The organism is Paenibacillus sp. FSL H8-0079, assembly GCF_037991315.1.
In the GTDB taxonomy this organism is placed as follows: domain Bacteria; phylum Bacillota; class Bacilli; order Paenibacillales; family Paenibacillaceae; genus Paenibacillus.
Genome location: NZ_CP150300.1, coordinates 3,150,595 through 3,174,648, shown reverse-complemented (window position 1 = coordinate 3,174,648; position 24,054 = coordinate 3,150,595). Strand labels below are relative to the sequence as shown.

Annotated in this window: 22 protein-coding genes and 1 pseudogene; 5 read left to right on the top strand and 18 right to left on the bottom strand. The window is 45.0% G+C overall.

Annotated features, from left to right (window positions below; genetic code table 11):
• Positions 1 to 78: 78 nt before the first annotated feature.
• The 4 genes and pseudogenes from murB to MHI06_RS14185 all read right to left on the bottom strand — a co-directional run bounded on the left by murB (position 79) and on the right by MHI06_RS14185 (position 3,012).
• Complete coding sequence (gene murB / locus MHI06_RS14200; RefSeq protein ID WP_340401913.1) at positions 79 to 969, bottom strand: UDP-N-acetylmuramate dehydrogenase; 891 nt, start codon at positions 967 to 969, stop codon at positions 79 to 81.
• A gap of 132 nt (positions 970 to 1,101) precedes the next feature.
• Positions 1,102 to 1,218: pseudogene (locus MHI06_RS14195) on the bottom strand (hypothetical protein); the annotation flags it as partial.
• A 4-nt stretch (positions 1,219 to 1,222) separates the two neighbouring features.
• Complete coding sequence (locus MHI06_RS14190; protein ID WP_340401912.1) at positions 1,223 to 2,203, bottom strand: SDR family NAD(P)-dependent oxidoreductase; 981 nt, start codon at positions 2,201 to 2,203, stop codon at positions 1,223 to 1,225.
• A gap of 167 nt (positions 2,204 to 2,370) precedes the next feature.
• The gene (locus MHI06_RS14185) at positions 2,371 to 3,012 is read right to left on the bottom strand and encodes a hypothetical protein (RefSeq protein WP_340401911.1); all 642 of its coding nucleotides are present in this window, start codon (positions 3,010 to 3,012) and stop codon (positions 2,371 to 2,373) included.
• Between the two features lie 163 nt (positions 3,013 to 3,175).
• Here MHI06_RS14185 and MHI06_RS14180 point away from each other — a divergent pair, with 163 nt between their 5' ends.
• Entirely contained in the window at positions 3,176 to 3,850 is a 675-nt protein-coding gene (locus tag MHI06_RS14180) for a methyltransferase domain-containing protein (RefSeq protein ID WP_340401910.1), read from the top strand.
• Positions 3,851 to 3,920: 70 nt separating this feature from the next.
• On the opposite strand, the gene MHI06_RS14175 is transcribed toward MHI06_RS14180, so the two are convergent.
• From MHI06_RS14175 to MHI06_RS14145, 7 genes are all read right to left on the bottom strand, one after another.
• A complete protein-coding gene (locus tag MHI06_RS14175; protein ID WP_340401909.1) occupies positions 3,921 to 5,972 on the bottom strand; it encodes a serine hydrolase domain-containing protein in 2,052 nt (683 codons plus the stop codon).
• Positions 5,973 to 6,082: 110 nt separating this feature from the next.
• A complete protein-coding gene (locus tag MHI06_RS14170; protein WP_340401908.1) occupies positions 6,083 to 7,381 on the bottom strand; it encodes a GHKL domain-containing protein in 1,299 nt (432 codons plus the stop codon).
• A gap of 1 nt (position 7,382) precedes the next feature.
• A complete protein-coding gene (locus tag MHI06_RS14165) occupies positions 7,383 to 8,123 on the bottom strand; it encodes a LytTR family DNA-binding domain-containing protein (protein ID WP_340401907.1) in 741 nt (246 codons plus the stop codon).
• 247 nt (positions 8,124 to 8,370) lie between these two features.
• Positions 8,371 to 11,190 (bottom strand): glycoside hydrolase family 2 TIM barrel-domain containing protein, encoded by a 2,820-nt coding sequence (locus MHI06_RS14160; RefSeq protein ID WP_340401906.1) that lies wholly within the window; start codon positions 11,188 to 11,190, stop codon positions 8,371 to 8,373.
• A gap of 187 nt (positions 11,191 to 11,377) precedes the next feature.
• Positions 11,378 to 12,172, bottom strand: a complete 795-nt coding sequence (locus tag MHI06_RS14155; RefSeq protein ID WP_340401905.1) for an SDR family NAD(P)-dependent oxidoreductase — start codon at positions 12,170 to 12,172, stop codon at positions 11,378 to 11,380.
• A 129-nt stretch (positions 12,173 to 12,301) separates the two neighbouring features.
• On the bottom strand, positions 12,302 to 13,300 hold the full coding sequence (locus MHI06_RS14150; RefSeq protein WP_340401904.1) for a helix-turn-helix domain-containing protein: 999 nt from the start codon (positions 13,298 to 13,300) through the stop codon (positions 12,302 to 12,304).
• On the bottom strand, positions 13,281 to 13,862 hold the full coding sequence (locus MHI06_RS14145) for a TetR/AcrR family transcriptional regulator (protein WP_340401903.1): 582 nt from the start codon (positions 13,860 to 13,862) through the stop codon (positions 13,281 to 13,283). The genes MHI06_RS14150 and MHI06_RS14145 overlap by 20 nt, the downstream gene beginning before the upstream one ends.
• 203 nt (positions 13,863 to 14,065) lie before the next feature.
• On the opposite strand from MHI06_RS14145, the gene MHI06_RS14140 reads away from it, so the two are divergent.
• On the top strand, positions 14,066 to 15,118 hold the full coding sequence (locus MHI06_RS14140; protein ID WP_340401902.1) for a 2-dehydropantoate 2-reductase N-terminal domain-containing protein: 1,053 nt from the start codon (positions 14,066 to 14,068) through the stop codon (positions 15,116 to 15,118).
• Positions 15,119 to 15,262: 144 nt separating this feature from the next.
• Here the strand turns inward: MHI06_RS14140 and MHI06_RS14135 are convergent, their stop codons facing one another.
• Together MHI06_RS14135 and MHI06_RS14130 are read right to left on the bottom strand one after the other, a co-directional pair.
• Positions 15,263 to 15,868 carry an alpha/beta fold hydrolase gene (locus tag MHI06_RS14135; protein WP_340401901.1) on the bottom strand — a complete coding sequence of 202 codons (606 nt, stop codon included), beginning with the start codon at positions 15,866 to 15,868 and terminating at the stop codon, positions 15,263 to 15,265.
• Between the two features lie 155 nt (positions 15,869 to 16,023).
• Entirely contained in the window at positions 16,024 to 16,332 is a 309-nt protein-coding gene (locus MHI06_RS14130) for a hypothetical protein (RefSeq protein WP_076331064.1), read from the bottom strand.
• Positions 16,333 to 16,499: 167 nt separating this feature from the next.
• Here MHI06_RS14130 and MHI06_RS14125 point away from each other — a divergent pair, with 167 nt between their 5' ends.
• Together MHI06_RS14125 and MHI06_RS14120 are read left to right on the top strand one after the other, a co-directional pair.
• Entirely contained in the window at positions 16,500 to 17,735 is a 1,236-nt protein-coding gene (locus MHI06_RS14125) for an ATP-binding protein (protein WP_340401900.1), read from the top strand.
• 41 nt (positions 17,736 to 17,776) lie between these two features.
• Entirely contained in the window at positions 17,777 to 18,202 is a 426-nt protein-coding gene (locus MHI06_RS14120) for a hypothetical protein (protein WP_127548373.1), read from the top strand.
• A 79-nt stretch (positions 18,203 to 18,281) separates the two neighbouring features.
• Here the strand turns inward: MHI06_RS14120 and MHI06_RS14115 are convergent, their stop codons facing one another.
• Both MHI06_RS14115 and MHI06_RS14110 read right to left on the bottom strand, forming a co-directional pair.
• Positions 18,282 to 19,514: an exo-alpha-sialidase gene (locus MHI06_RS14115; protein WP_169479525.1), complete on the bottom strand. Its 1,233-nt coding sequence runs from the start codon at positions 19,512 to 19,514 to the stop codon at positions 18,282 to 18,284.
• Between the two features lie 18 nt (positions 19,515 to 19,532).
• On the bottom strand, positions 19,533 to 19,901 hold the full coding sequence (locus tag MHI06_RS14110; RefSeq protein WP_169479526.1) for a hypothetical protein: 369 nt from the start codon (positions 19,899 to 19,901) through the stop codon (positions 19,533 to 19,535).
• A gap of 183 nt (positions 19,902 to 20,084) precedes the next feature.
• Here MHI06_RS14110 and MHI06_RS14105 point away from each other — a divergent pair, with 183 nt between their 5' ends.
• Positions 20,085 to 21,359 carry a stalk domain-containing protein gene (locus tag MHI06_RS14105; protein ID WP_169479527.1) on the top strand — a complete coding sequence of 425 codons (1,275 nt, stop codon included), beginning with the start codon at positions 20,085 to 20,087 and terminating at the stop codon, positions 21,357 to 21,359.
• A gap of 94 nt (positions 21,360 to 21,453) precedes the next feature.
• On the opposite strand, the gene MHI06_RS14100 is transcribed toward MHI06_RS14105, so the two are convergent.
• From MHI06_RS14100 to MHI06_RS14090, 3 genes are read right to left on the bottom strand one after another with little or no spacing between them, the layout of a single operon-like run.
• Positions 21,454 to 21,672, bottom strand: a complete 219-nt coding sequence (locus MHI06_RS14100) for a hypothetical protein (protein WP_169479528.1) — start codon at positions 21,670 to 21,672, stop codon at positions 21,454 to 21,456.
• Positions 21,673 to 21,717: 45 nt separating this feature from the next.
• Entirely contained in the window at positions 21,718 to 22,893 is a 1,176-nt protein-coding gene (locus tag MHI06_RS14095; RefSeq protein WP_340401898.1) for a Ger(x)C family spore germination protein, read from the bottom strand.
• Positions 22,894 to 22,908: 15 nt separating this feature from the next.
• Entirely contained in the window at positions 22,909 to 24,027 is a 1,119-nt protein-coding gene (locus MHI06_RS14090; protein ID WP_169479530.1) for an endospore germination permease, read from the bottom strand.
• Positions 24,028 to 24,054: the final 27 nt, after the last annotated feature.

Genomic DNA, 24,054 nt, shown 5'->3' with positions numbered 1-24,054 from the left:
CATACAGGCACTTGATTTCGTACAATCCCCACAATCAAAAAAGGCCGCCAAAGGCGACCTCTCAGTCGTTCATCGAAGTTATTCTCCCAGAAAGATTACTTCGGTTTCCAATTCAACATGGAACGTATCATATACTTTCTGCTGAATAAATTGGATCAGATCCATATAATCCTGAGCAGTAGCGTGATCCACATTTACGATAAAACCTGCATGCTTCATGGAGATTTCAGCCCCTCCAATGCGAGTGCCCTGCAAGTTACAATCCTGAATCAGTTTTCCGGCAAAATGTCCTTCGGGTCGTTTAAATACACTCCCGCAAGAAGGGTACTCCAGCGGTTGCTTGGATTCTCTCAGGAACGTTAATTCCTTCATTTTGCTTGAAATGTCATCCTTGTTTCCTTTTTTGAGCCCGAATTCGGCCTCCAGTATGATATAGTGATCCATCTTGAAGAGACTATTTCGATAACCAAATTTCATCTCTTCTCGCGGGATCTCCAACACTGCGCCGTCTTTGGTGATCACAGTCGCACGTTCAACAACATCGGCGATCTGGCCACCATAAGCACCAGCATTCATGTAAAGTGCGCCCCCTGTGCTCCCGGGAATGCCACAAGCAAACTCCAAACCGGTCAAGTTGTGCTCCAAAGCAAGTCTGGATACATCAATGATATCAACGCCGCTTTGCGCAATCATGCTGTCCTCATTCACTTTAATTTGATCGAAGTGGCTAAGAGAAATCGTTACTCCCCGGATGCCGCCATCTTTAATGATGACGTTCGACCCTTTGCCAATAACCGTCAGAGGCAATTGATGTATGTTGGCAATCTCTACGATTTTTGTGATTTCGTCTATCGTTGTTGGATGGATGAGAATATCTGCGTTACCACCAATTTTAATAAACGTGTGATTTTTTAACGGTTCATTGAATTTCACTTTTTCCAAAGGTATCTGATGTTCAAAAATATTCATGATTTTCTCTCCCTGAATTCATAAAGAAATGATTGCACCATCGCGAATTAAGATGCTCCTTCTTTATTATATGCTAAATAGGAGATTTTGTTTGAGATTATGTTGTTTTCATTATAATTAATCGCATCCTCTTTAGATTTTGAACTTTTCCGTGAGTTCCTGAAGACGTGATGCCATGCGAGCCAGATAAGAAGAAGATGAACTGATCTCTTGCATTGAAGCAAGTTGTTGTTCGGTTGCCGCAACTACATGACTATGAAAGCTCAATGTCCGTTTGAGTCAGCTTGGCCGATAACTCCCATAAACGAATAGCTTGCTCGGAGTCGATGGCATACTTTTTGACCCCATAGAAGCCTCCGTCCTCGGGAGCCAATTCACTGATGTCACAATCCTCACAGTAGACTCCGCCTTTACCCTCAAGCTGAGGAGAGGTTGCTGCCCAGACTTGCGTCGCTGCACCCTGCTCAGGTGTCTTGAACGCAGGATTAGCCACTTGTCCAGATTCATCAATCCAGCCCAGTGCAATCATTTCCTCTTTTGGCATATGACGCTGTAGTGGTGTCAGAATTCCGCCTGGATGAATGGAGAAAGCCCGTACGCCTTGCTCAGCCCCACGTCTGTCCAACTCAACGCTGAATAAAATCGTTGCTGTTTTGGACTGACCATAGGCAGGGAATTTCTCATAGCCATGCTCAAATTGGATGTCGTCCCAACGAATCGGCGAGAAATGATGTCCCGCTGATGCCAAGGAAACAACACGTGCTCCCCCCTGACTTGCCAGTGCTGGCCATAACAGATTGGTAAGGGCAAAGTGTCCCAGATGATTGGTTGCAAATTGAGCTTCCCAGCCAGGACCTACCCGCGTCTCCGGGCAAGCCATGATGCCAGCATTAAGAATAAGCATGTCGATGCTCCGATCACTCGCCAGAAACCGCTCATTAAAAGCACGAACGCTGGATAAATCAGCGAGGTCCAATTCGTCTATTTCAACGCCTTCCAGACCAGCAAGTGCTTCTTTCGCGACCGATGGACGACGCGCAGTCACCACTACACGTGCTCCCGCATTCACAAGCGCGCGTGTCGTCTCCAACCCAAGGCCGGAATAGCCACCCGTTACAATAGCAAGTTGCCCTGACAAGTCCATATCTCTCAATACATCCTGCGCTGTGCTGTTATGGTTGAAGCCAGAGCCGATTTTATGTTGTAAAGTTTTAAAATTATTCTCCTGTGTCATTCTGTTCATCTCCTTTAGGATCGTTTCTGATGCTAGTCTACACCTTAGAGTGTGCTCTAAGTCAAATGGAAGTGATTGAATCATCTCGCAACTTCTCCGTGCAATCTGCAAAAGTAAAAAAAGCCGCCAGTTGGCGACTTTCGTTGAAAAGATTCTCGTCATTCAGATTATGAATCACCCTGAACGGTGGATAACGAAACAAGGACCGGACTTGCGAATTCAGAGGCTTCTTCCCCTTTTTGGTTATGAAGACGGAATAGAAAAGCGTCCCCTTCTTCTGATTTCCAAACCATATAATCGCTGATGCCTTCTTCACCAGAGGCCTGAAGATAAAGTTCGGCGGAACCAAGCGGGTGCTCCACCAGTTCTCCGCTATAATCAGATACTTTACCGGCCTTTTCTAATTCTTCCTTGCCGGTAGTCTCCAGTTCTGCCAGGTCATAATCCGCAGGCAGTGGTTCAATATCCACATAATAGTCAGCGTTACTGGTCAGTGACAGACGGCCTTCAGCAGCATCAAACGTGAATTTCTCAAATACGTACAAGGAAAACCCTTCTCCTTGTTGCAAAGTCGCCTCCAGTGATTGATTGCCATCTGCAGTCAACATTTCAAAACTCTCGGTCTGTGGACGCTCCGTTTCATTCGCTTCTTCTGTTCCACCCGTATCAGCTGGTTGCTCATTCTCTGTTGAAGGTGCTGGAGTGGTTTCACCCGGTGGCGTAGAAGGTTCATTACCAGAGCAAGCTACAAGTGCAAGAACCATAACGATTAGCGAGATACTCATCATAATAGAACGTGGTTGTAACATCCGGTTCATTCCTCCCTGTCTTTATTCTGTACTTACATGTTATTACCCATGGTAGGGACTCGGAACCCATAGGTCCAACCTATGAACTTATCCATAATCGATATTTCCCTTGATCCCTTCCAGTTTGTAAAATATGGAGAAAACCTCAAGGAGTGATGAGCACATGCAATTCTCAGTAAAGCAGCTGTTTGATAAGGTAGCCCAAGATTATGATGTGCAGCGAAAGCAGCTTATCCCTTGTTTTGATGATTTTTATGGAATGGCTCTGGATCTAATGGAAAGCTCGCTCGATTCTCCACGTATTCTTGATCTGGGTGCAGGAACGGGACTGCTCTCTGGATTGGTCCTGCAAAAGTATCCCAACGCGCGATTAACCCTGATCGATATTAGTGATCAAATGCTCGAAGGAGCACGTCGAAGATTTGCTGATACTAACCAAGTACAGTATGTGGTCGGGGATTACTCCAAGTACGATTTCACCAGTTCCTACGATATGATTATTTCATCACTGTCTATTCACCATCTCACCCACGCTGACAAGAAAAAGGTATTTAAAACTGTACATCAGCTGTTAGAACCAGGTGGACGCTTCATCAACGCAGACCAGGTTCAGGGAAGAACCCCCGATACGGATACCTATTACCGCCAGCGCTGGTTAGAAGCGATTCATCGAAGTGGTTTGTCTGAGGAGGCCATCTCGGCTTCAATCGAAAGACGCAAGGTGGATATCAATGCGACGCTGAAGGATCAATTGGCGTGGTTGGAGGAAGCTGGGTTCAGTGTGGCAGATTGCATGTACAAATACTTGGACTTTGCGGTGTTTTACGCGCAAAAATAAGAAAGACCGGATTGTGAGCAACCTTGCTCGTAATCCGGTCTTTTCAATGAAATCGTTTTATCCCATACCTTTACTTTAATTGGATCTGGAAGACATCCCCCGCATCACCACCAAAAACGATAAAACCACTTTTCGGGAGCTTCGTCGACTCCTGATTGGTTGCTACAGAGAAGTGAACCATTTCGCCTTTCTCATCATACACCGCATAACCTCCGCTCTCCGGAGAATCCACTGTGATGGATTTGTTCGCCGATCGGGCGTCGATCGCATACCACCGCACTTGACCGTTAGCCGGAATAGTCGTAATTCCTTTTTTCCCACCAAAGATTGGAGTAATGGCATCCTCGGCAATGTATTCCTGCCCATCCTGAATCAAAATCTCAGCGGCATTCTTTGTATCGAATTGCAGATCGAATGCGTCTCTTCCGTTCATTACTGGAATCTCAGCGATATTCTCTGCATGATTGGCATTCATGATTTGCGTGCCATTAGCATAGCCATTTTCGGCATCAACGGACAGATTCTTGATCAGCATCGATGGAAGCAGATAGAAGATCGACGTTATTTTTTCATCCAGCGCATAATATTTCGAGCCGTCACGAGCTGTCCATTTCTCTTTCGTTGCTGCGTCCAGCGCGTTATGCTCCAGCTTTTGATAATCATACGTGTTCATCACCGTTTGGCCTAAACCAGGTAGCGTTATCATCGCCTGAACTTTAACATACACCTTGTCATTACGTTCTTTCACAAAGCTGGCTTTCACACTGCCGTCCGTACTCGTAAAATGTTCATCGCCTGTATACACATAGTTCTGCTCCGGAATAATTCCTCCCAGCAAAGCAGGCAGTTGCATCTCACCATCCTTGATCGCTATATCCAGTGTTGCACCTACCGTACCATATAGGCCTGAGTACGTATTCAACTCCGTCGGCATCTTCACTTTGACAGGTGGTGAGAATGTCTGATCAGGCTGAACCTCATCAATGATGCCTTGATCTGCCAGAACGTCCAGCAGCACTTTGCTGGCAAACATCTGATTGTAGACGGAAGATCCGCCAGAAGATAGAACCGCCATTGAAATATCATGTTCAGGTATGGTGATTAACACGGCATGATATAACATGGTGTCTCCACCCTTGGCAAGTGCGGTAATCCCATAATCGCTGAAAGGTGCAAGGTCAACCGAATCCCATCCCAAGCCATAATTGATCGTATTTTGCTCATCAGATACCCATATGCCCTTACGATATTCATGAGATTGCATGGCCTTCACAGCAGATTCGGACAGAATATCCGGTCTGTTCCCCATTAAAACCTCTCCGAATTGACTCAATTCTTCTGCGGTAGAGTACACTCCGCCTGTGCCGATAATGTTTGCATTTTCGGTAGGCATCGTCATCTCAAGTGTAGGCCAATAGGTTTCGGATAACTGCGCTCTGTCAAAGGAATCTAGTGGTGTCTTCGTTGATTCCAACTTTAACGGCTCACTGATGTACTTGGCGATATATTCGCTGTAGCTTAATCCACTCACCCGTTCAACCAGGATTTCAAGCAATTGAAAACCGTCATTGGTGTAGACGGAGTAGGCGCCAGGCTTGGATTTCAGTTTTTCGGACTGAAGTTTAAGTAATAGATCATCATGATTGCGGGTGTCATTATCGTCAAACAACATACTGTTTCCATAATGTGTACCGTAAAGACCAGATGAATGATTCATCAGCATACGCGGTGTAATTTGAGTATAGCGCGCATCTGCCATTTTAAAATCCTTGATATATGAAGTAAGCGGCTCATCCAGATTTACTTTACCGGAATCTACCAGCTTCATCGCGGCTGCCGTAACAACCATTTTGCTAACCGAGCCTATGCCATACATGCTATCCTTGTCTATTGGCTTCTGTGATGCCTTATCGTGCAGTCCTACACTATCTGATAAAATATATTGCCCTTCATCCATGATCGCATATTGCACACTGGTGACACCGTAGTTTTGCACCATTTCCTTGGCGATCTGCTCCGCCCGTGCCTCAATCGTACCGCTGTTATTCGCCTCTGCTCTGACATCTGCCAGCGGTGTAATTACAAGCACCGCTGTACATAAAAGACTAATTAATTTCTTCATCCCATGTCCTCCCTCAAATGTTCTTATGAATGAATTCATCATATCCGGTAAGAGGCAGATCAAACGCGAACCGCCCCTGAATGGAAAAAAACAATCCCTGAACGGTATGTTCAGGGATTGTTGGTGTGAAACGGCAGTACGACCATGTTGTTAAACTTCCGATGCTGATGCTCAATACTCATATGTCCACCATATTTCTCGCACATTCTCGATATATTGGTTAGACCGATCCCATGGTACTCGGGATTAGGCTTCTCACTTTTCAAGTCAACAATCGTTTGCTCTACATGATTCATAATCTGGATAACGAGTGCAGATGATGTGGAGTGAATGGCAATGAGGATATATCGATCCTCTGCCTGTCTGACCTTCTTGGAAGCTTCAATTGCGTTATCGAGCATGTTACCGAGCACCACACACAGATCGTATCGATCAATCTGGACATGCTGCGAGTGGAGCTGGATTTTGGTGTCGATTTTGATCCCGTTTGCCTGCCCCATAGCCAGGGTATTCGTAACGAGAGCATCAATGACCAAATTGCCGGAGTTCACCCGCTGGTACGCACCTTCAATGGTATTTAATGTAGACTTGATATGGTCACCTGCCGCCGCAAGTTCGTTACGTTGGATACATTCATCGATATACAGAAACTGCTGGTTAATATCATGGATGATGGATTTAATGTTTTTGAAACTATGAACGGTCTTCTCATAGTTAGCATCTTGATAGTCCATCTGACGCTGTAACTGGGCATTTTCATGCGCAAGCTGTACCTTTTCCACCATATTATCGAATACATAAACAATGAACACGTTGAGAAATAGAGAGCCCAGTACAGAAAAGACGTAAAATATGTTTTTTTCACTATATATGGAGGCTACATTGATCTGATAGATCGTAATAATGGGTACGATGAGAAATAGCAAATAATAACGATAATGCACGGCAAAACTTCTGCGTTTGGCCACTAGACGCACAATTTGAATAACAATGAACATGATACTGCAACCAACCAGCATCACTTTGGAGAGAATCCAGTGGTCTTCACCATTGAACTGTTCCCAGGAGATGAATTCTGTGGATTCCAAAACTCCGAGAATATATACAGCTATCGTATTCGCCATCGTAATTAGAACCGCATACAGGATGGTAAAAACAAGTCTGATTTTGAACTCCACTTCATAAGATTGCGCCAGACTGAAGATTAATAGCAGAGCAAGAGCAGTCGAAACGATGTCAGAGAAGGAAGAAACCAAATAAAAATAACAAAGCAGGATAAAAACGATAAAATAAATAGCTCTATGCGGCTTTCTCCTGGACTTGCCCAGCACAGAATCAAAGTAAAAGTTCGCCTGAAATGCCATAAGCAAGGTCACGAAGATGATGGAAAAGATCATATAGGCATCCATATCATTGAATCCTCATAATCATGTATTTGGTGTAGGCATCCTTGACTTCTTTGACTTTGGATCGGCCTATAGGTAGTTCCGTTCCATTCAACATGACGACTTGGGTACCGGAAAACTTCTGAACATGCATCAGGTTGATGATAATCGAGCGATGAATCTGTAAAAAACCATGATCTTTCAAACCGGTAGCGTAGCTGGATAAAATGCCTTTGGTCTCATGTACATTTTCCTGTGTCACAAAATTCAACTTGTTCTTGATCGTTAAACTTTTGACGACCTCAATCCAGAGAATATCATCATATTTCAAAAGAAGTTCATCATAGTCTGACTTGATCAGCACATACTTTTTGTCCAATGCCTGAAAATATTGACACAGCTTAATCATCTTCTCCTCGAAAACTTGCGGCTGGATTGGTTTGATCAGATATTGAAAGGTGATGACATCAAAGCTCTCCACCATGTATTCCGGGTAACTGGTCAAGAACATAATCTGTACGTCCAGAAACTTCATATTCCTGATCTCTTTGGCGGTTTGAATCCCGTTCATTCCGCCCATCTCCACATCCAAGATGAGAATATTGAATGTATCCCCAACCTCTCTGTAGTGCGAGAGCAGTTGTTCACCAGAAGTGAATAGGCTAATTTGAAAATCGAAATTGGTTTTTAGAGATAAGGAGACCAGCATCGTTTTCACACGTTCTCGCTGCTGCTCCTCATCATCACAGATTGCAATATTGAACATGGGGGAACATCCGCCTTTCATCGACATCGACTCTGAATTTCACTCTCGAATATACTATTTTAGCATAGGTTTCGGAGTCGAATTGGGCTGAAATGCATTATTCTGACCCTAAAGTGCAAGAGAAAGAAACAATGCCAAAAACCCCTCCATTCGTGGAAGGGTCTTATAAGCACATATTTCTAAGAATAACGTTGTAAGAATAACTAACTCTGTAAATAAGAAATCTGCTACATCTTCTCTACTAAACTTAGTTAAACAACTGGCGAAGTTCCTCGACATCCAGACGGGTAGCTGGCTGGTATGCTGGACTCTGTACATAACGCTCGAAGCTGTATAACAACTGTCTTCCCTCCAGCGTAGTCATTAGCCCCTCCAGATTCAGCGCCCCCATAAGCACTCTACCATTCCGTACCCGGCACTCCATCAACAGTCCGAGCTTATGATTCCGTTCAAAATTATCAATGGTCTGCACGATCGGTTGCAGCTCTGTACTCAGATCATCCAGAATGATGGATGAAGACTCGGAAACGATGCTCCACCACGGATAGGTCGAGTACTCCTCTGTGACAAAATGTTCGAAAGCCGGATGGTCCTGTTGAATCAACAAGCCCATTGTGCCCACAGGAACTTCTCGCTTCATATTCTCCGATATCGAACGGAACATGGGGTAAGACCAGAAATCGGTGCTGTAGAAACCTTCGATCGCGTGTTGAATCTGATTGGGATTCGGGAAAAGTAAAATATCCTCTCCCTGCTCAAGCAACTCCAAGGCCTGTTCAGAGAGTTCGGTAAAGAGATTCAAACCGCTCAGGTCCACTTCCTGCTGACTCGGGTAGATCCACAGGTCGTACGACTTACGGATATCCGTGCCCGGAATGGACAGTCTAAGCTCCACTTGGGTCATATTGGAGACTTCAGGGATGCGAATGCTGAGATCCGTGATATTCACATAATGTTCTCCATGGGTCGCTGGCAGGTCTGCTTTCCCTTCCAAAAGGATGCTGCCTTCGATCTGCTCGCTTTGAAGTTCCCATTTCAATTGAAGTCCATCCAACGCTTGTCTCCGGAAGTAACTTAGTTCAATGCTTGCTTCGAACAATTCACCCGCTTGATAATTATATTTGGGGAATCTCGCCAGCAGCACCGCGTCTGAACAGAACGTTCTCCACTCCTCAGGTGTAATCATGCCTTTGGAATCCATGAATGCGTCCAGTACACCCACCAGCGCTGTTCCCTGACCACTGAAATCCTGGAGATCCAGCAGTTGAAAGCCTGCTAGTTGCTGCGAACGAAAAGCCGCTTCCAGTTCTTCCTTGTAACATGCGACCGCGAGCTTACCAGAAGCTCTGAAGTAGGCCTCCGCCAGATGTCCCAGTCCATTGGCTTCCAGACGCTCACGAAACACTTCGAAGTTTTTCGCTTTGAGAGAACCCGTATACTTGTTAATCTCATCGAAATTAGGAAACGTGGCGTACTGTCCAATTTCATGCGAGATGATCGGTACATGTGAGACAAGTTGGTCACTGCCGGCTTCGGCCTGCACCGTTTTGGAGCCTGTCCCATACTGAATCTGAATCTCTTTATCCCCCGTTTGCCCAGAAGGGTCAACATCACTGCCTTGCTCCGGTACAATGTTCGAATCGTAATCTTTCAACGTGTTTGGCAAGTCGGTCTGCACGTGACCTAGCGGGGCATCACACATCGCATAAGAACCTCTGAACAGGCGCTCTTTGGAGAAACGAACCCCGCAGAAGAATTCACTTTCCTCCAGAATGTCCGGCACAAACTGAAAGTTATTGGAACCTTCGGTGTATAGATGACGATGATCATATGCTTTGTACGCCTTCAGGATCGAATTCAATCTGTCCTTACTGCCCCATAATTCATTTCCCATGGACATCATGACAAACGAAGGATGATTACCAAAAGCACGCAGCATCGCAAATCCTTCGCTAATCAAGTAATCCTGCTCTGCTTGATTATGCCCATCCGATGATTCATCCGTAATGGTTCCCCAGAATGGAAGCTCAGGTTCCATGTAGATGCCGAGCAGATCCGCTGCAATGAAAGCCGCCTCCGGAGGACAACAGGTATGGAAACGGTAGTGATTGATACCGTAGGACTTGGAGATAGCGAGAATGCGAACCCATTCATCCACATCTGTTGGCGCGTATCCCGTGAGCGGAAAGATCAGCCCGTCATGTTTGCCTCGAAGAAAGGTTTTGCGACCATTAATGGTGAATTTGTCTGCGGCAGCCCGGAATTCCCGTAATCCCGTCCATACTTCAGTGGAATCCAGCACTTCGCCGTCCTGATCTTGCAGATGAATATGAAGTTGGTACAGGTTAGGTTCATCATCACTCCATAACATGGCATCTTCGCCAATCGTATATGTGAGGTCGATATCCTGAGAATCCAGGATGAAAATCTGTTCCTCCGTCGTAAACATCGGATCTGCACTGACAGCCACAGCGGATACCACGATTCGCAGCCCTTGCAGATCACCGACAAGTGCTGCCTTAATGTCGAAAGATCGAGTCGCCAGAACGGGGTAAACTTGAATATTCTCCAGGAAAACACGCTCGAAAAACTGAAGTTCCAACTTCCCGGTGATGCCGTTCCAATTCGTCTGTGTGTCTTCGGATGTAAGGTGACCGCCTTTGGTTGGATAATCGGTATTGTCCACTCGAATCGTAATTGTATGTGTCCCAGCGGTTAGTCCAGCCTCAATCTCGTAACGGTGAGGTGTGTTCAGACTGTTTTGCGTTCCCCATTCCACCCCATCAATCCAGACTGTGGTAACTCTTGTTCGTTCCAGATGTAAGAAGCAACGTTTGCCAGCCAAGTGTTCGGGAATTTCAATCTCTCGTGAAAACCAGGCATAACCCTCAAATAAATACTCATCCGTTAGCGCACCGATTAACACATGTTCGTTTTTCTTGCCCTTGGCCGCATGAGATGTGGTATTTGGCATTGTAATCACGTCTGAGAAATTCAGACCGCTTTCCACCTTATGTTCATCGAGTTGGAGTTTCCAGATACCTTCCAGATTTATTACAGCTATCATGATATTGTCCCCTTTTAGATTCAACTAATCGATACAAGTAATCGCTTCCAAGTCTTAGAAACCGTTTTCGAAAATCATACCTGTATTATAAACTCGATTGATGCTCCTCGCATAGATCATTTACAAATAAAAAAGTCGCCAATGCTGGCGACATCTTGTGGATACATATGCTGTATCCAGAACAATTCTAAAATATGGTGGGAACCATGCCCCCGTCCATCCGGATGGGAGATCCTCTAAAGGCAGGAGCATACGGGCTGCATACAAAAGTCGCGAGTCTGCCTATTTCACTTGGCTTGATGAATCGCTGTAATTCGGACTGAGGCAGATTGCTCTTCATAAAATCTTTCTCTTTTTCCTCGAAAGTCAGCGCCTCATCAGGGTATATGCCCTCAATGATCTCACGCACATTCTCAGACAGTGTCGGCCCTGGAAGGATCGTATTGATTGTAACTTCGGTCCCTGCTGTCAGTTTGGACAAACTTTTGGATAATGACAGCAACATCGACTTGGTCATGCAATATTGGGGCATCTGGCCTGAAGGCATAAGCGCTTCTTCACTTGCGATGAAAATAATACGTCCGTCATTGTTCTTCACCATTTTAGGTAAATAAAATTGGGACAAGCCATTGGCAGCCAATACATTCGTACGGAAATATTTTTCCCACACTTCATCGTTCACGTCTTCATAACTCATGATCTCATATATGCCCATACTATTAATTAAAATATCAACCTCAGGGAATTTTTCGAATAGAGCTTGGCGTTGCGCCAGATCCACAAGATCAGCCGTTGCCTTTTGCGGAGAGGTCTCCGGAAAATTGGACTTGATTTCACGAACGGTTCGTTCCACCTCTTCATCATCGCGTCCATTAATCAGAACATGAACACCTTCTCGGGCGAGTTCAAAAGCAATTGCTTTACCGATTCCTTTTGTAGATCCTGTAACTAATGCTGTTTTCTCTTTTAGTCCCATATCCATCCTGCATTTCTCCTTCATGATTACAACTATCCGGCAGCTGCTTCTGGACATTGCCAATAGCTTCATGCACCGGATAGGTATAATATTACGCAGTCTGAAGGGCCTAGTAACTAGCACATTGCGCCAGAATTATTGCCTGACACGCCAATTTGAAGGGGTATCCCCTTCCCAATTTCGGAACGCACGATAGAACGAATTCTGGTCTTCATATCCAACCAGGAATGCCACTTCTTTGATATCGAGCGAAGGATCTGCGAGGTACTCTCGGGCCTGCTCACGTCTGGCTTCAGTTAATAATTGCTTGAAGTTTGTACTCTCCTCCGTCAGTCGCCGCTGCAAAGTACGATCACTCATACGAAGCTCTTTGGCGACCGTCTGGATGTCAGGGCGCTTCCCTGTGAGGCTGCGTTTCATGATCCATTTGACCACTTCAGTAATGGAACGACTGCTCTCCTGTTCATCCAGCGACCGATCCAGAGCCGGGGTTAGAATCTCCAGTAACTCCTCGTTATACGAGAGAAATGCAAGATTCAGATCATTCCGCTCTAGCGTCAGCCGATTATAATTGGAATTCGTCTCGATACGACAACCGAAGTAAGCTTCAAGAGTGTCTGCGTCACCCATTGGCTGCGAGAATTCAACCCTTTTTGCAGTCAACGGCTGTCCTGTGCCCCTCCGTCCAAGTTCGATCAAGAATGCCAGCGTAATACCCACCAGTAATGACGGACCTGGTTGCTCCTTATGTAACCATTCGAGCTCAATGATACACTCCTCTCCTGTTTCGTTCATCTGCAAGCTCTCGGGAGGACACATTTGCTTGTAACGGACCATTCGATTCAACGCATCACGATAATCACGAGCATGGTACATCGCCAGAACAGGCGGAGGATACTTCGATATTTCATATCCGGTTGCAAGTTTGATGATGCCTTCGGCAGTGTCCCCAATGAGATCAGAGTAGGCCTGCCAGATTGCAAAGTACTGAGATTGGGTCACTACAGGTTGAGTGATTACCTCAAGAGGCAGTTGTGCAGTGCGAGCTACGTCGTCAGCACCAATCCCTAATTGATGTAATCCAGCCCAAAAGCCTGGATGAACTTTAATTCGATCATTCGGTTGCGTCTTCATGCCTACGATCTCCTTTAGCCATATTCTGATGACCCAAAGAAGAAATAAGACGAGCAATCGTTTGCGGGCTGTCCTCGCTATTGGATTCCAGCCATTGATTAATGATGCCTAAGGAACCATGAACCATGTAAGTGAGCGTATAGTCCATTGTAAATGTCTTCTGGCTGCCCGCCTCTTCTCCATTTCTTAGCAGAAAGTCTTCCAACAGAATTTGTGTTAAAAAGTTGTTTTCTCCACTCTCCGAGATCAGGATTTGATAAATGGTTTTCTTATCTTGAATAATGTTCAGCAGATTAATCATCGATTGCTCCGTTGTACAGAGACTTGCTCCCTGTCCTAACGTTTCCATGATTTCTTGCGTAAACTCCTTCTGCAAGGCTTCAAACAATTCATAAGGATCTTTGTAGTGCAGATAAAACGTGCCTCTATTGATATCTGCCTGCTTACATATTTCAGTTACCGTTATTTGAGATAATTTTTTGGTCTCTAACAGCTTTAGAAAAACCTCTTTAATAAGCTCCATCGTATATTTAGTTCTTCTATTATTTTTGATTCCAACCATGAGCTAACCCCTCTTATGATCATCTTCTCAACAAACGTAAGCCCAACTGTTGAATTCATAACACTAACACATCTATTGATGATTGTGATTGCAGAGATGAGTAGATTATACTGACATTGCGATATCAAATCAACACATGTTCATTTAATAACAATGATCCAAACGCATAATTTTATTTCAACCATATAAGAGGAGCAATCAATATGACAACCAACTCAAAACAACCCAAAGTTCTAATTGTAGGTGCAGGAGCCGTTGGATTTTCAGTGGGTTACCACCTTCACTTAGCCGGTGCTGATCTGACTTTTCTAGTGCGAAAAGGACGAACAGAAGCATTCCATGCTCCGCAGAAGCTCTATTGTTATGACGATGCTTCCCTCAAAGATTTTAGCGGCTATCATGTCATTGAAGATGTAGCAGCTATCAAGCGTCAGCAATATCAATATATTATTGTCACCTTGGATGGTAATGCCAGTCGCACACCAGAAGGCATCGAACTGCTGTCTAGGATAGGTAATATTGTACGGAACTCCACAAGTACTGTCATTATGTGCGGGTTTGGGAGTGGAATCCGTGAACATTATCTGGAGGTGATGCAGATTCGAGAGGATCAGTTACTAAGAGGAATACTGGGTACGCTGAGTCATCAATCCTCGGCTGATTTACCTGTCCATGAGCCAACCGATCCCAAACAGATCGCTCAAGCCATTGTCTGTTACAAACACCCGACGAACAACGTCGGTTTCCAAGTAGAAACCAATAATAAAGCAGTAGCTAAACAATTTATCGCACTTTACAATCAATCTAAAGTCTCGCGCTGTGGTCAAGTAAGCCCATCCATGTTTAATATTTACTCCAGTATCGGTTTTCCTGTATATGCCGCTTGTGATATTTTGGGCTGGCCTCCCTTCTCGTCTGTTATTGCCAATACGGAACTTTGGCAGCTCGCTTGCCGTGCCCAAGGTGAGATAGCAGGCTTGCCTAGTCATGGTCTCATCGGCAAGATGATGGGTGTCGTGATGGGCGCACGTATGACAGCAAAAATACAACTTAAAATGGAACGGGATATGCTACCACTCGATTATCAAGCCTTCAATCGTTTCCATCATGGTGGCAAGGTACGCACCCAGGATGTGGAATCTTTGCGGAATTCGATAATTGAAGGTCAACGCCAAGGCCGTCCCATGAGGGCATTGAAGGAATTACTGCAACGTGTAGTTGAACATGAAGCAGCCAGCGCATCTACACCACGTTAAAATAAACAGAAGAGGCCCTTGCTCTCCAGCAGGGACCTCTTCTTTGTTTTACTCCGCAATACGAAAACACGACTGCCATAAGTGGTCAGTTGTGTTCAAATTTATCACTTTGTATCTATTAAGGATGTGCATTTCGTGTGGCGGCTACTCGTTCAACGCAGTTTTGATCAGGGCGTTCACCCGAGAATTAAACAGCAGACCGATATGAGATACGAGGGAAACGGAAATGTTATTCGCCCCGCTCAACCGGGAAAGTGTCGGGGATACAATCGTATCACTGGTGGAATAGATCGAAGTCACCTTTATTCCACTCGGAGCTGTTGTTGTAGTCAATCGATTAGCCCCGCCGAGGGTGATCAACTTATCCACTTTGGAAGCGCCTCCACGGTTAAGTATGTAATAGAGACTATTGGCTCCGCCCATGCTATGCGCTACAATATTGACTTTGGTGTGGCCCGTTTCGCGTAGGACATCATCTACGAATCGACTGATTGCTGCGGAATTCAACAGTTGGTTTCCTTGTTTACTAGGAAGATCAATCGCAAATAGTTCGTCTCTCGTCCACCCTTGGCTACGCAAATAACTCTCAATCGCTGTAAAATTGCTATCTGAACCAGTTAATCCATGTACCAATACAATGGGTGTACGGGCTGTAGCTGCATAAACCTTTGAACTTGAGCCTATCCCGGGTACTGATAAGGTAAGGATCATACTCATGAATAAAATCAGTGCTAATTTAGTCTTTTTCACTTGATTCACTCTCCTGTAAAATTATTTATATTCCATATATTACAAGCTAACATATGGAATATAAATAAACCTTTGGTCTCATCTTTACAGGATTATCCAAACTATACTACGACTAACATGATTACATTTTATTCAACGCTCGTTCACTAAATCTTTTATCCTTCAACGATATCTGCATGCAGATCTGTTGCAATTTCAATCATTTTGGGTACAATAGCTTCGTTAGAAATAGCTACATACAGATCTCCCATGTACAAACGAAAAGCGATCTGTGCTCCTTCAAGGTCCCACATAAAAAAGTCCCCATCGATGGACATGGTGCTCTCCGCTCCGACAATGTTAAGAACCGTTGAATAGGTAAAATCGGGTTTGGATGCGAAGTAGAGTTTGCACTCTTCCAGGGAGATGGATTGTTCCGCATTGCTTTCTTGCATGGATCGGGTAATTCGAAAACGCTGATTCATTGATTTGCCTCCAACATTTTATTAATATATACATGTTCCACAGCATTATATTTTCTCATTTCCGTCTTTCACTGTCAAAACCATGCATGCCCTATTCTATGAATTCATATATACTGGTACATACAAGTACATAACGAATCTTTACCATCAGGAGGCGTCAAATCAATATGTTGAAAACAGAATTCATTAATGTACTATCCATTGTCTCACATAAATTATACGATTCGGCTGCTAACGTTATGGATACAGCGAGCAGGTTAATTCCTGCAAATACGTTTTGTATCGCCCAGTTGGATCATCTATCGACCAAAGTTCTCAATGTATATAATCGTGAAAAACTAATATTAGGTGAAGGGCTAGTCGTTGACAACGCCGAGTCATACTGTGCGCTTGTGACTGAACATTCCCAAGGCCCGTTGGTAATCGATAATAATCTGACTCATCCATTAACCAGACATATGGACGCAACCGAATTCGTAGGTGGATGTTCATTTGTCGGTGTACCCATACATGATGAGAATGGAGAAATTTATGGCTCCCTCTGCTCATTTGATCAGGATTTCTATTCCTACCAACAGAAGGACATAGATTTGCTGCTCTCCTTGTCTTCCTTTTTCACGAGTCTGCTAGAGATGGAAACGACCCTGCAGCAGTTAAAACGTGCGGAAGAAACCACTTCCAAAATGCTAGAAGAGAAGAAAAATCTGCTTGCCATCCTCAGCCACGAAATCCGAACCCCAATGAATGGTGTTCTTGCCATGGCAAACCTGTTGCAATCTACAACACTGAATGAGGATCAATCGTTGTATGTTAATGTCATTGAAGAAAGTGGTACCAGCCTTCTGTCTATGATGGATCAAATTCTCGATTATTCCAAAATGGAAGCAGGTGCGATCTCTTTGGAGGTCAATCCTTATAGTGTCATTGACACAGTTGACCACGTACTACAGTTGTTTTCCTCTGAAGCACAGAAAAAAGGAATTCGATTATACGCAGAATACAATATAAATGATCATCTGATGCTTATTGGCGATCAGCATAAAGTCCGTCAGATTCTAATCAATCTCGTTGGGAATGCGCTTAAATTCACGGAGAATGGTGAAGTATGTATCTCCACTCAGGTATCTGCTGATCCAGAAGGTACGCTACATGTCTCCTATGAGATAAGAGATACAGGCATCGGCATACCGCAAGATCGCCAGGATCTGTTGTTCAAATCCTATTCGCAAATTCATGGTAACTCAGGAAAGTATGGTGGAGCGGGGCTAGGCCTGTCCATCTGTAAACAACTCGCTGAATTAATGGGTGGCATTGTATGGCTTAAAGAGACAAGTCACTTGGGCAGTCGGTTTGTCTTTAATATTTCCAGCGCTGCACCAACGTCCATGCAAATCTCTGAATGAGGAATATATTATTCTATCTGAACAGATAGGAGGTATATACGTTGACTCAATTTCTGGATGCAAGATCATCGCAAAATGCTGCGTTGTTTAATTCCATCTCCATACCGATTCCTGTGATTAACACACCTCAGTTATTCGCACAGATTGGTCTGCAAACGGCTGGAGCAGGAACCAATCTGAGAGTCTCCCTAAAAGGAACCATAACGGTACAATTACCGCTTGCTCTATTTCAAGTGAGGATTATTATTGTAAGAGGCACAGTGGCAACCGATCCGATCGTTTACTCGGGAAACTACACGTATGGTCTGAACGGTCTGCTTAACCCTGAAGTGATTGTCTTCTCTGCCAGTGACTTTAACATTCCGATTGTGCCACAATTAACCTACTCCGCATTTATCAGTACCAACCTGCTCGGAACGGTTCGGGTAGGCCCCGAGAGTTTCGACGGATTTGTCGTTTCGGATTAACATGAATACCTCCACCCCCATACTCTTAATCTGTTTGTTATTAAAGATTAAGGTATGGGGGTGTTCCATTTACATTGAATTAGTTTCCAAAATAAACATCCAGCTTACCCGTGGGCGGCGTTGTAGCCATCCAAACTGCTGCGAGATTATCCGGACTAACTGTAGCCGCAGTAATATAGTCTCCAATCAGTACTGTGGGCATCGGAGAGTTGCCATTTGGATTAAAGGATGTAGTTGTAATCCGACGGTTCGAGAAACTGGCACCCCCATCAAAAGATTCCGCAACAAAGACGTCCAGCAAAAAACCGTCAATTCGATTCGTGTAATAAATAACCCGGATCGTGCCCGCAAAAGGTGATACAGTGATCGATGGGAAAAAATTCTGCGTACCTGGAGGTGCGCCTGTAATACTGACTGGATCTGACCATAGAAGGCCATCCGGAGATTCGCAGAATAAAACATCGGTATATCCGGCACGTGCATCATTCCAAACGCCATATACAGCCCCACTGTTAGGCCCACTCGATATATCCGCCCCCAAACTTAAGTTGGTCTGTACTCGAAAAGCGTAATTCGGTACAGGCAAGGGCGAAGGCGCGGGTACGACGGATGAGATAAACGTTGCCTGTCTCTCAAGAGGAGGTTGATAGGTAATTCCCCCATCGTACGAAATGCGCAATAGCGCAGAAGGACTGACAGGCCCCGTAATGATATAACCTGCATAGACCTGACCTGAGAACCCAACAGCTAACGCTGCCCGATCATGTATTCCACGAGGGTTCGATTGACGATCAGGCGGGTCCCAGGATATTCCCTGTGAGAGCGATCTTTGCGTAAATATAGCGGAAGAAGTGGTAGCAAGCGGCGTATATCCGACATATGCATTGCCTCGATAAGGGCTACCGGGAGAACGGTCAACAGCTATGTAAGGCTCATCATTATGAACAATGGTACCAAACCCCGCTTGCACGATAACGGGTGGCTGCCAAGTGAGTCCATCATCAAAAGAAGTATAACTCGCAATCGTACCATCATTGATCCCGTTAAACAAATGCACGGTAATGATAAAGGTGTTCGGAAACGTATAGTCTATCGTAGGCGCCTCTGCTCCTGCATAACCTGCCGGTTGAGGAAGTACAGTAGTGGACCAGGTACTGCCTCCATTAATGGACCGATAGAATCCAGTCAATGTTGGTCCTGTACTGGTATCCACAGCGACCACACACATGATATTCGGGTTCAACGTATTAACTGCAATCGAGGGTTCAAATTGACTGCCTGCCAACGCTCCAGTAATGTTCACAACTACCATCTGCTCACCTCTTTTCGTTTAAGGGATATTTGTGAAACGGTCAATTAATGTCATCTCCGATTGAAGCACACGCTGAATGATCTGGCCTGTAGAGTTAACACCGAATACATGGATGACCGTACTTGTAGCACTGAAATAATCACTTTGTACCTCGTAAAACGCCGCATTGATCAGCGGATAGATTAAGCTTCTCGTCGCTTGGGGAAGTAATTCAAAAAGATCATGACCAATAGGTATGCGTGCAGCTTGAGTGGTGTCCCATCTGAACACTTCCAGCTCAACATTGACAGGTGCATTGAGGGAATCATTAATGCACGTCACTATGAGCTGAGTGGATTGGGTCTCACCCGAAGTTGGATTGTAAATAAAGCCCGTAGAGTTTGGCAACAAACACACTCCTTCCGCAATGTTTATTGGAGTATATTACGATTCCTGCCCTCCATATGACTAAAAATCCAACTCTTATATTGGAACGATATGAAAATTTTGTTATGCTACATATGCTAGATTACTAGATTCTGTTCAAAACATGATACTACTACTTATGTAGGAAGTTGGAGGAAATTTACGATGTTCATTAAACGTGTAGGAAAAATCGCTGCGGTTACTGTAATTGCTCTCTCCGTCCTTGGTAGCACTCCCAATATGGGTGGAGTCTACGCTGCGCCTGCCATTTCAGTTCAACTGGATGATGTTCCCCTGAAATTTGATGCAGCTCCCCGAATTGATAAAGGGGTCACTTACGTTCCGTTTCGGACGGTCGGGGAAGCCCTTGGTATTGATATTACCTGGAACAGCACATCACAGACTGTAAAAGCGACGAATACGGTGAACGGACAAACTACTGAGGTGCTATTACAAGTTGGCAGTACCACAGCCACCGTAAATGGTAAAAAAGTTACACTCCCCGCAGCACCTGTTCAGCGGGAAGGACGCGTACTCATTCCACTCAGTTCATTCAGTAACCAATTCGATGTACAGGTAAGCTGGAATCAAGCAACCAAAACCGTCTCCCTCGTCTCACCACGGCGCGAAATGCATTTGAGAGCCTTCTATGCATTGCAATCCTTTCAAGAAAAGGATCTTATTGCTTCCATGAACTCTGTAGCATTTGGCTGGAGCCGCATTGATCGTGAAGGTCAGTTTACGCTCCAGGGTGATGAGTATCGTCTCCCTGCTGCTGCGGGTGATATTACGCCGCAGTCCATCATTGCTGACGCAGCGGATCAACAGATCCAACCACAGCTCATGGTGTATGCCTTGGATGGAAACGGAGAACTGACCAAAGTTCTGAGCGACAGCAGCCTGCGACAGAAATCAATTGAAGGTATAACTGCTGCTGTAGCAGAGCATGGTTTTGGCGGAGTTGTTCTGGATTTTGAAGGACTCGGTTTTAAACTGGATGCGGTAGAACAACAGAAGCTACTCAATGCTTACGTGAAGCAATTAAAGAGTTCCTTGCCCCAGGACACAGCCTTATCTTTGGCGGTACCGCCGCTAAACAGTGCTTATAAAGGATATGATTACAAGACACTTGCCTCCATCGCAGATGATCTTATCATTATGGCTTATCAGTATAATCCAGTTGGCACCAAATCCCAGGTACCCGAACCCAATAGCCTTGTGGACCAAGCCATTCAGCTAGCTCTTCAAACTGGTGTCCCGAAAAATAAGCTACTACTCGGTATCAGTCTGAGCAGTGAAACGCCGTCCTCTGTGGATGATAAGCTGGGTCTTGCCAAACGTTATGACCTCAAAGGAGCCGCCTTCTGGCGCCTGGGTCTGTTCCGTTCCTACAATACGAAGATGGAAGATGCCGTGAATGCATCTGTCATCAAAGAATAGACATCCATAAATGGATGCAGCTCACTTAAAGTAAAGGAAGGACCAAATCTCTGCTTATCAGAGACTTGGTCCTTCCTTCCTTCTTTCTATCATTTTATTTCATAAATTTATCCACGCTTCCAAATACAAGCTTCACAATCTGTGTGGGACCAGGCAAGCGAGGTTGAAAGAGGAGAATGATACCAATCACAGCCGCCACAGCAGTAATCCCTGCTGTCACTATTCTGGCTCGCTTCTCTTTACAACTTCTCCACTCTCCATATACTATCGCGGTCGCGAGCAGCAGGATTCCAAGGATAGAGCCCAGTTTCATGCGATCACCACTCTTTCTCAGGATTGTAACAGGAGTGAATCCCGTTCAAGTTTCGTCCTCATTCGGTATTCCCTGTGGCCCTGTTGATTTACCGGTACGAACGACGTGTGCATCCACTTTAACTTCCACGTCCAATTCAGGATAGAGGGTTTCCCAATTCTTCTCCTGCTTCTTCCATTGCTTCGGATAATATCTGCGGAATTCAACTGCAAATTTGAAGAAATCGGAGCGCAGTTCCTTCTGGGACAGGTCTAAAGCATCATAAGCCAGAGATGTGAGCTTGGCAGACCATTCCTTTTCCAGTTTAGTTAACACAGCGGGATCCGTCAGATTGGCATCCGTCGTATTTAAGACCACTTCTCCGCTGGTTTGGATATCCACCTTCATGCTCCAATGCTGGTTTACAATTCGCGGCTTCAAGGTGGTTTTAATATCAATGAGTCGGATTGAGAAAGTACCCTCTAACGGCTCAAACTCAACAGGCATGATAATGTTGTTCAGCTCTTTTGCGAGTAGTAATACACCTACACTTAATGGTTCTTTAACTGTTTTGACATAGCGATCCTTATTATACAAGCTCAGACCTTTCACATATGGCGTCGTAGTCAGTTTATCCTGATCGGGTTCTGGCGGTAAGATTAACATGCGAGACAAAATGACGGAGCTGCTCGGACCTTCAATCGATTTAGCCAGCTCGAGCGCGGTAATTCGTGTACCAAGCTTCAGATTGGCCATCTCACGCAGCGATTCAGCTGAACTTCGCTCCAGGGGATCAAGTAACGCTAGGATATCTTTCGCTGCCTTTTCGCTGGAAAAGACATATGCATGTTCCCTAAACTGAGGATAACGCAGGAAGAAATCGATGTACTCGCGAATACCGCGTTTGCCTGCTTGCTCACTAATGATAATGACTTCACAGTGCCCCCAGAACATATTCCGGGGAACTTTCCGTTGCAGCCGATTCAACGCCTCGGCAATCGTGCGCCCCTCCGCTGTTCGAATCATTGTGACACCGCTTGGACTGCCTCCGCTCCCACTGCTATCTCCTCCACCTGCTTTGCGCGGAACAAATATCTGTGAAGTTAATTGTACTTTGCCCTCTTCGTAATCGATGCCTGTAGCCAGCACGATGGCCAAATCGTTAATTTCGATACGATCCCAGCAGCCACTTAACAGCACACAAGACAATATCGGCAGTAGTAGTACTCTGCATATTCGCAAGTGTCCCTCCTCCCATCAATCAGTACTCGCTCGATTCTTTCGAACATGTGCCCAACCCTTCTTCAGCCATGCGACACCGTAGATCATAGCCGGAAGGATTAATAAAATGCTGATCGTATACAAGTTGGCTGAAGCGCTAACCAGACTGGAAATACCAGATCCGCCGGACACAACCCAGTAAGCAAATACCATACACAGGAACGAAAGCGGAACAACAACGGGTTTATAATCCTTCAACCCAAACCATTCCGCAGTTGATGTTGCAAAGATATACAGAAAAACGGAAATTTTAACGAAAATACCGAAAATCCAGACTGCAATAATAAGGGACTCGATATGTTGCAGAAAGTCCGCAATGGTTATGTATCTTGCTGCGATCATGACCGGAAATACGAATGTATCCGTCAAATCACCAATTAAAAACAGGCAAAACAGATTGGTAACCGTCATTGCAGTTGTCGTTATTACAAGGGAACCCAGCATGACCCGGGTTGTTCGTTTCTTTTGATTCACATAAGGTAGCAGAAAAGCCAGCACGATATATTCACTAAACCATGCAGCAGGTGCAGCGGCCCCTGTAATAATGGGAATGGGTCCTTTCTCCATGAAAGGGAACAGCTCGGCAGGATTCAGTTCACCAATCAACAATATAAAGATCAACGCCAGCAGCACGATCAGCAGGGTAACAAACACCTGAGAGGTTCGTCCGACAACTTCGATCCCGAGTCTGACATTAATCGCACATACAACAACCATCGTACCCATCACAACAAATAAAGGTGTACTTGGAAGTGCATTATTGACAATGAATTCACCGTATTCCCGAATAATCAAGCCCGTCAGGTGGGGCAAGAAAGCGATATATATCAGGCCGAATAACTTGCCTGGAATCCGACCAATGATCGATACACTGGATTGAATAAGCGTTTTTCCAGGGTACATACGATCAAGTCCAATGGAGATACCAATGGCAGCCAGTCCAACGAGAGAACCTATAATTGGAGTCATCCACATGTCATGTCCTGCATAGTGCATTGTAATTCCAGGCACAGATAAGATGGCCGTCGCGAGAATGGCGGGAAAGACCATGAATGCCAATTGAGTTTCCGATATTTTTCCTTTGTCCGTCAACATGTGTGATCCCGCTCCCTTGGTTGCATT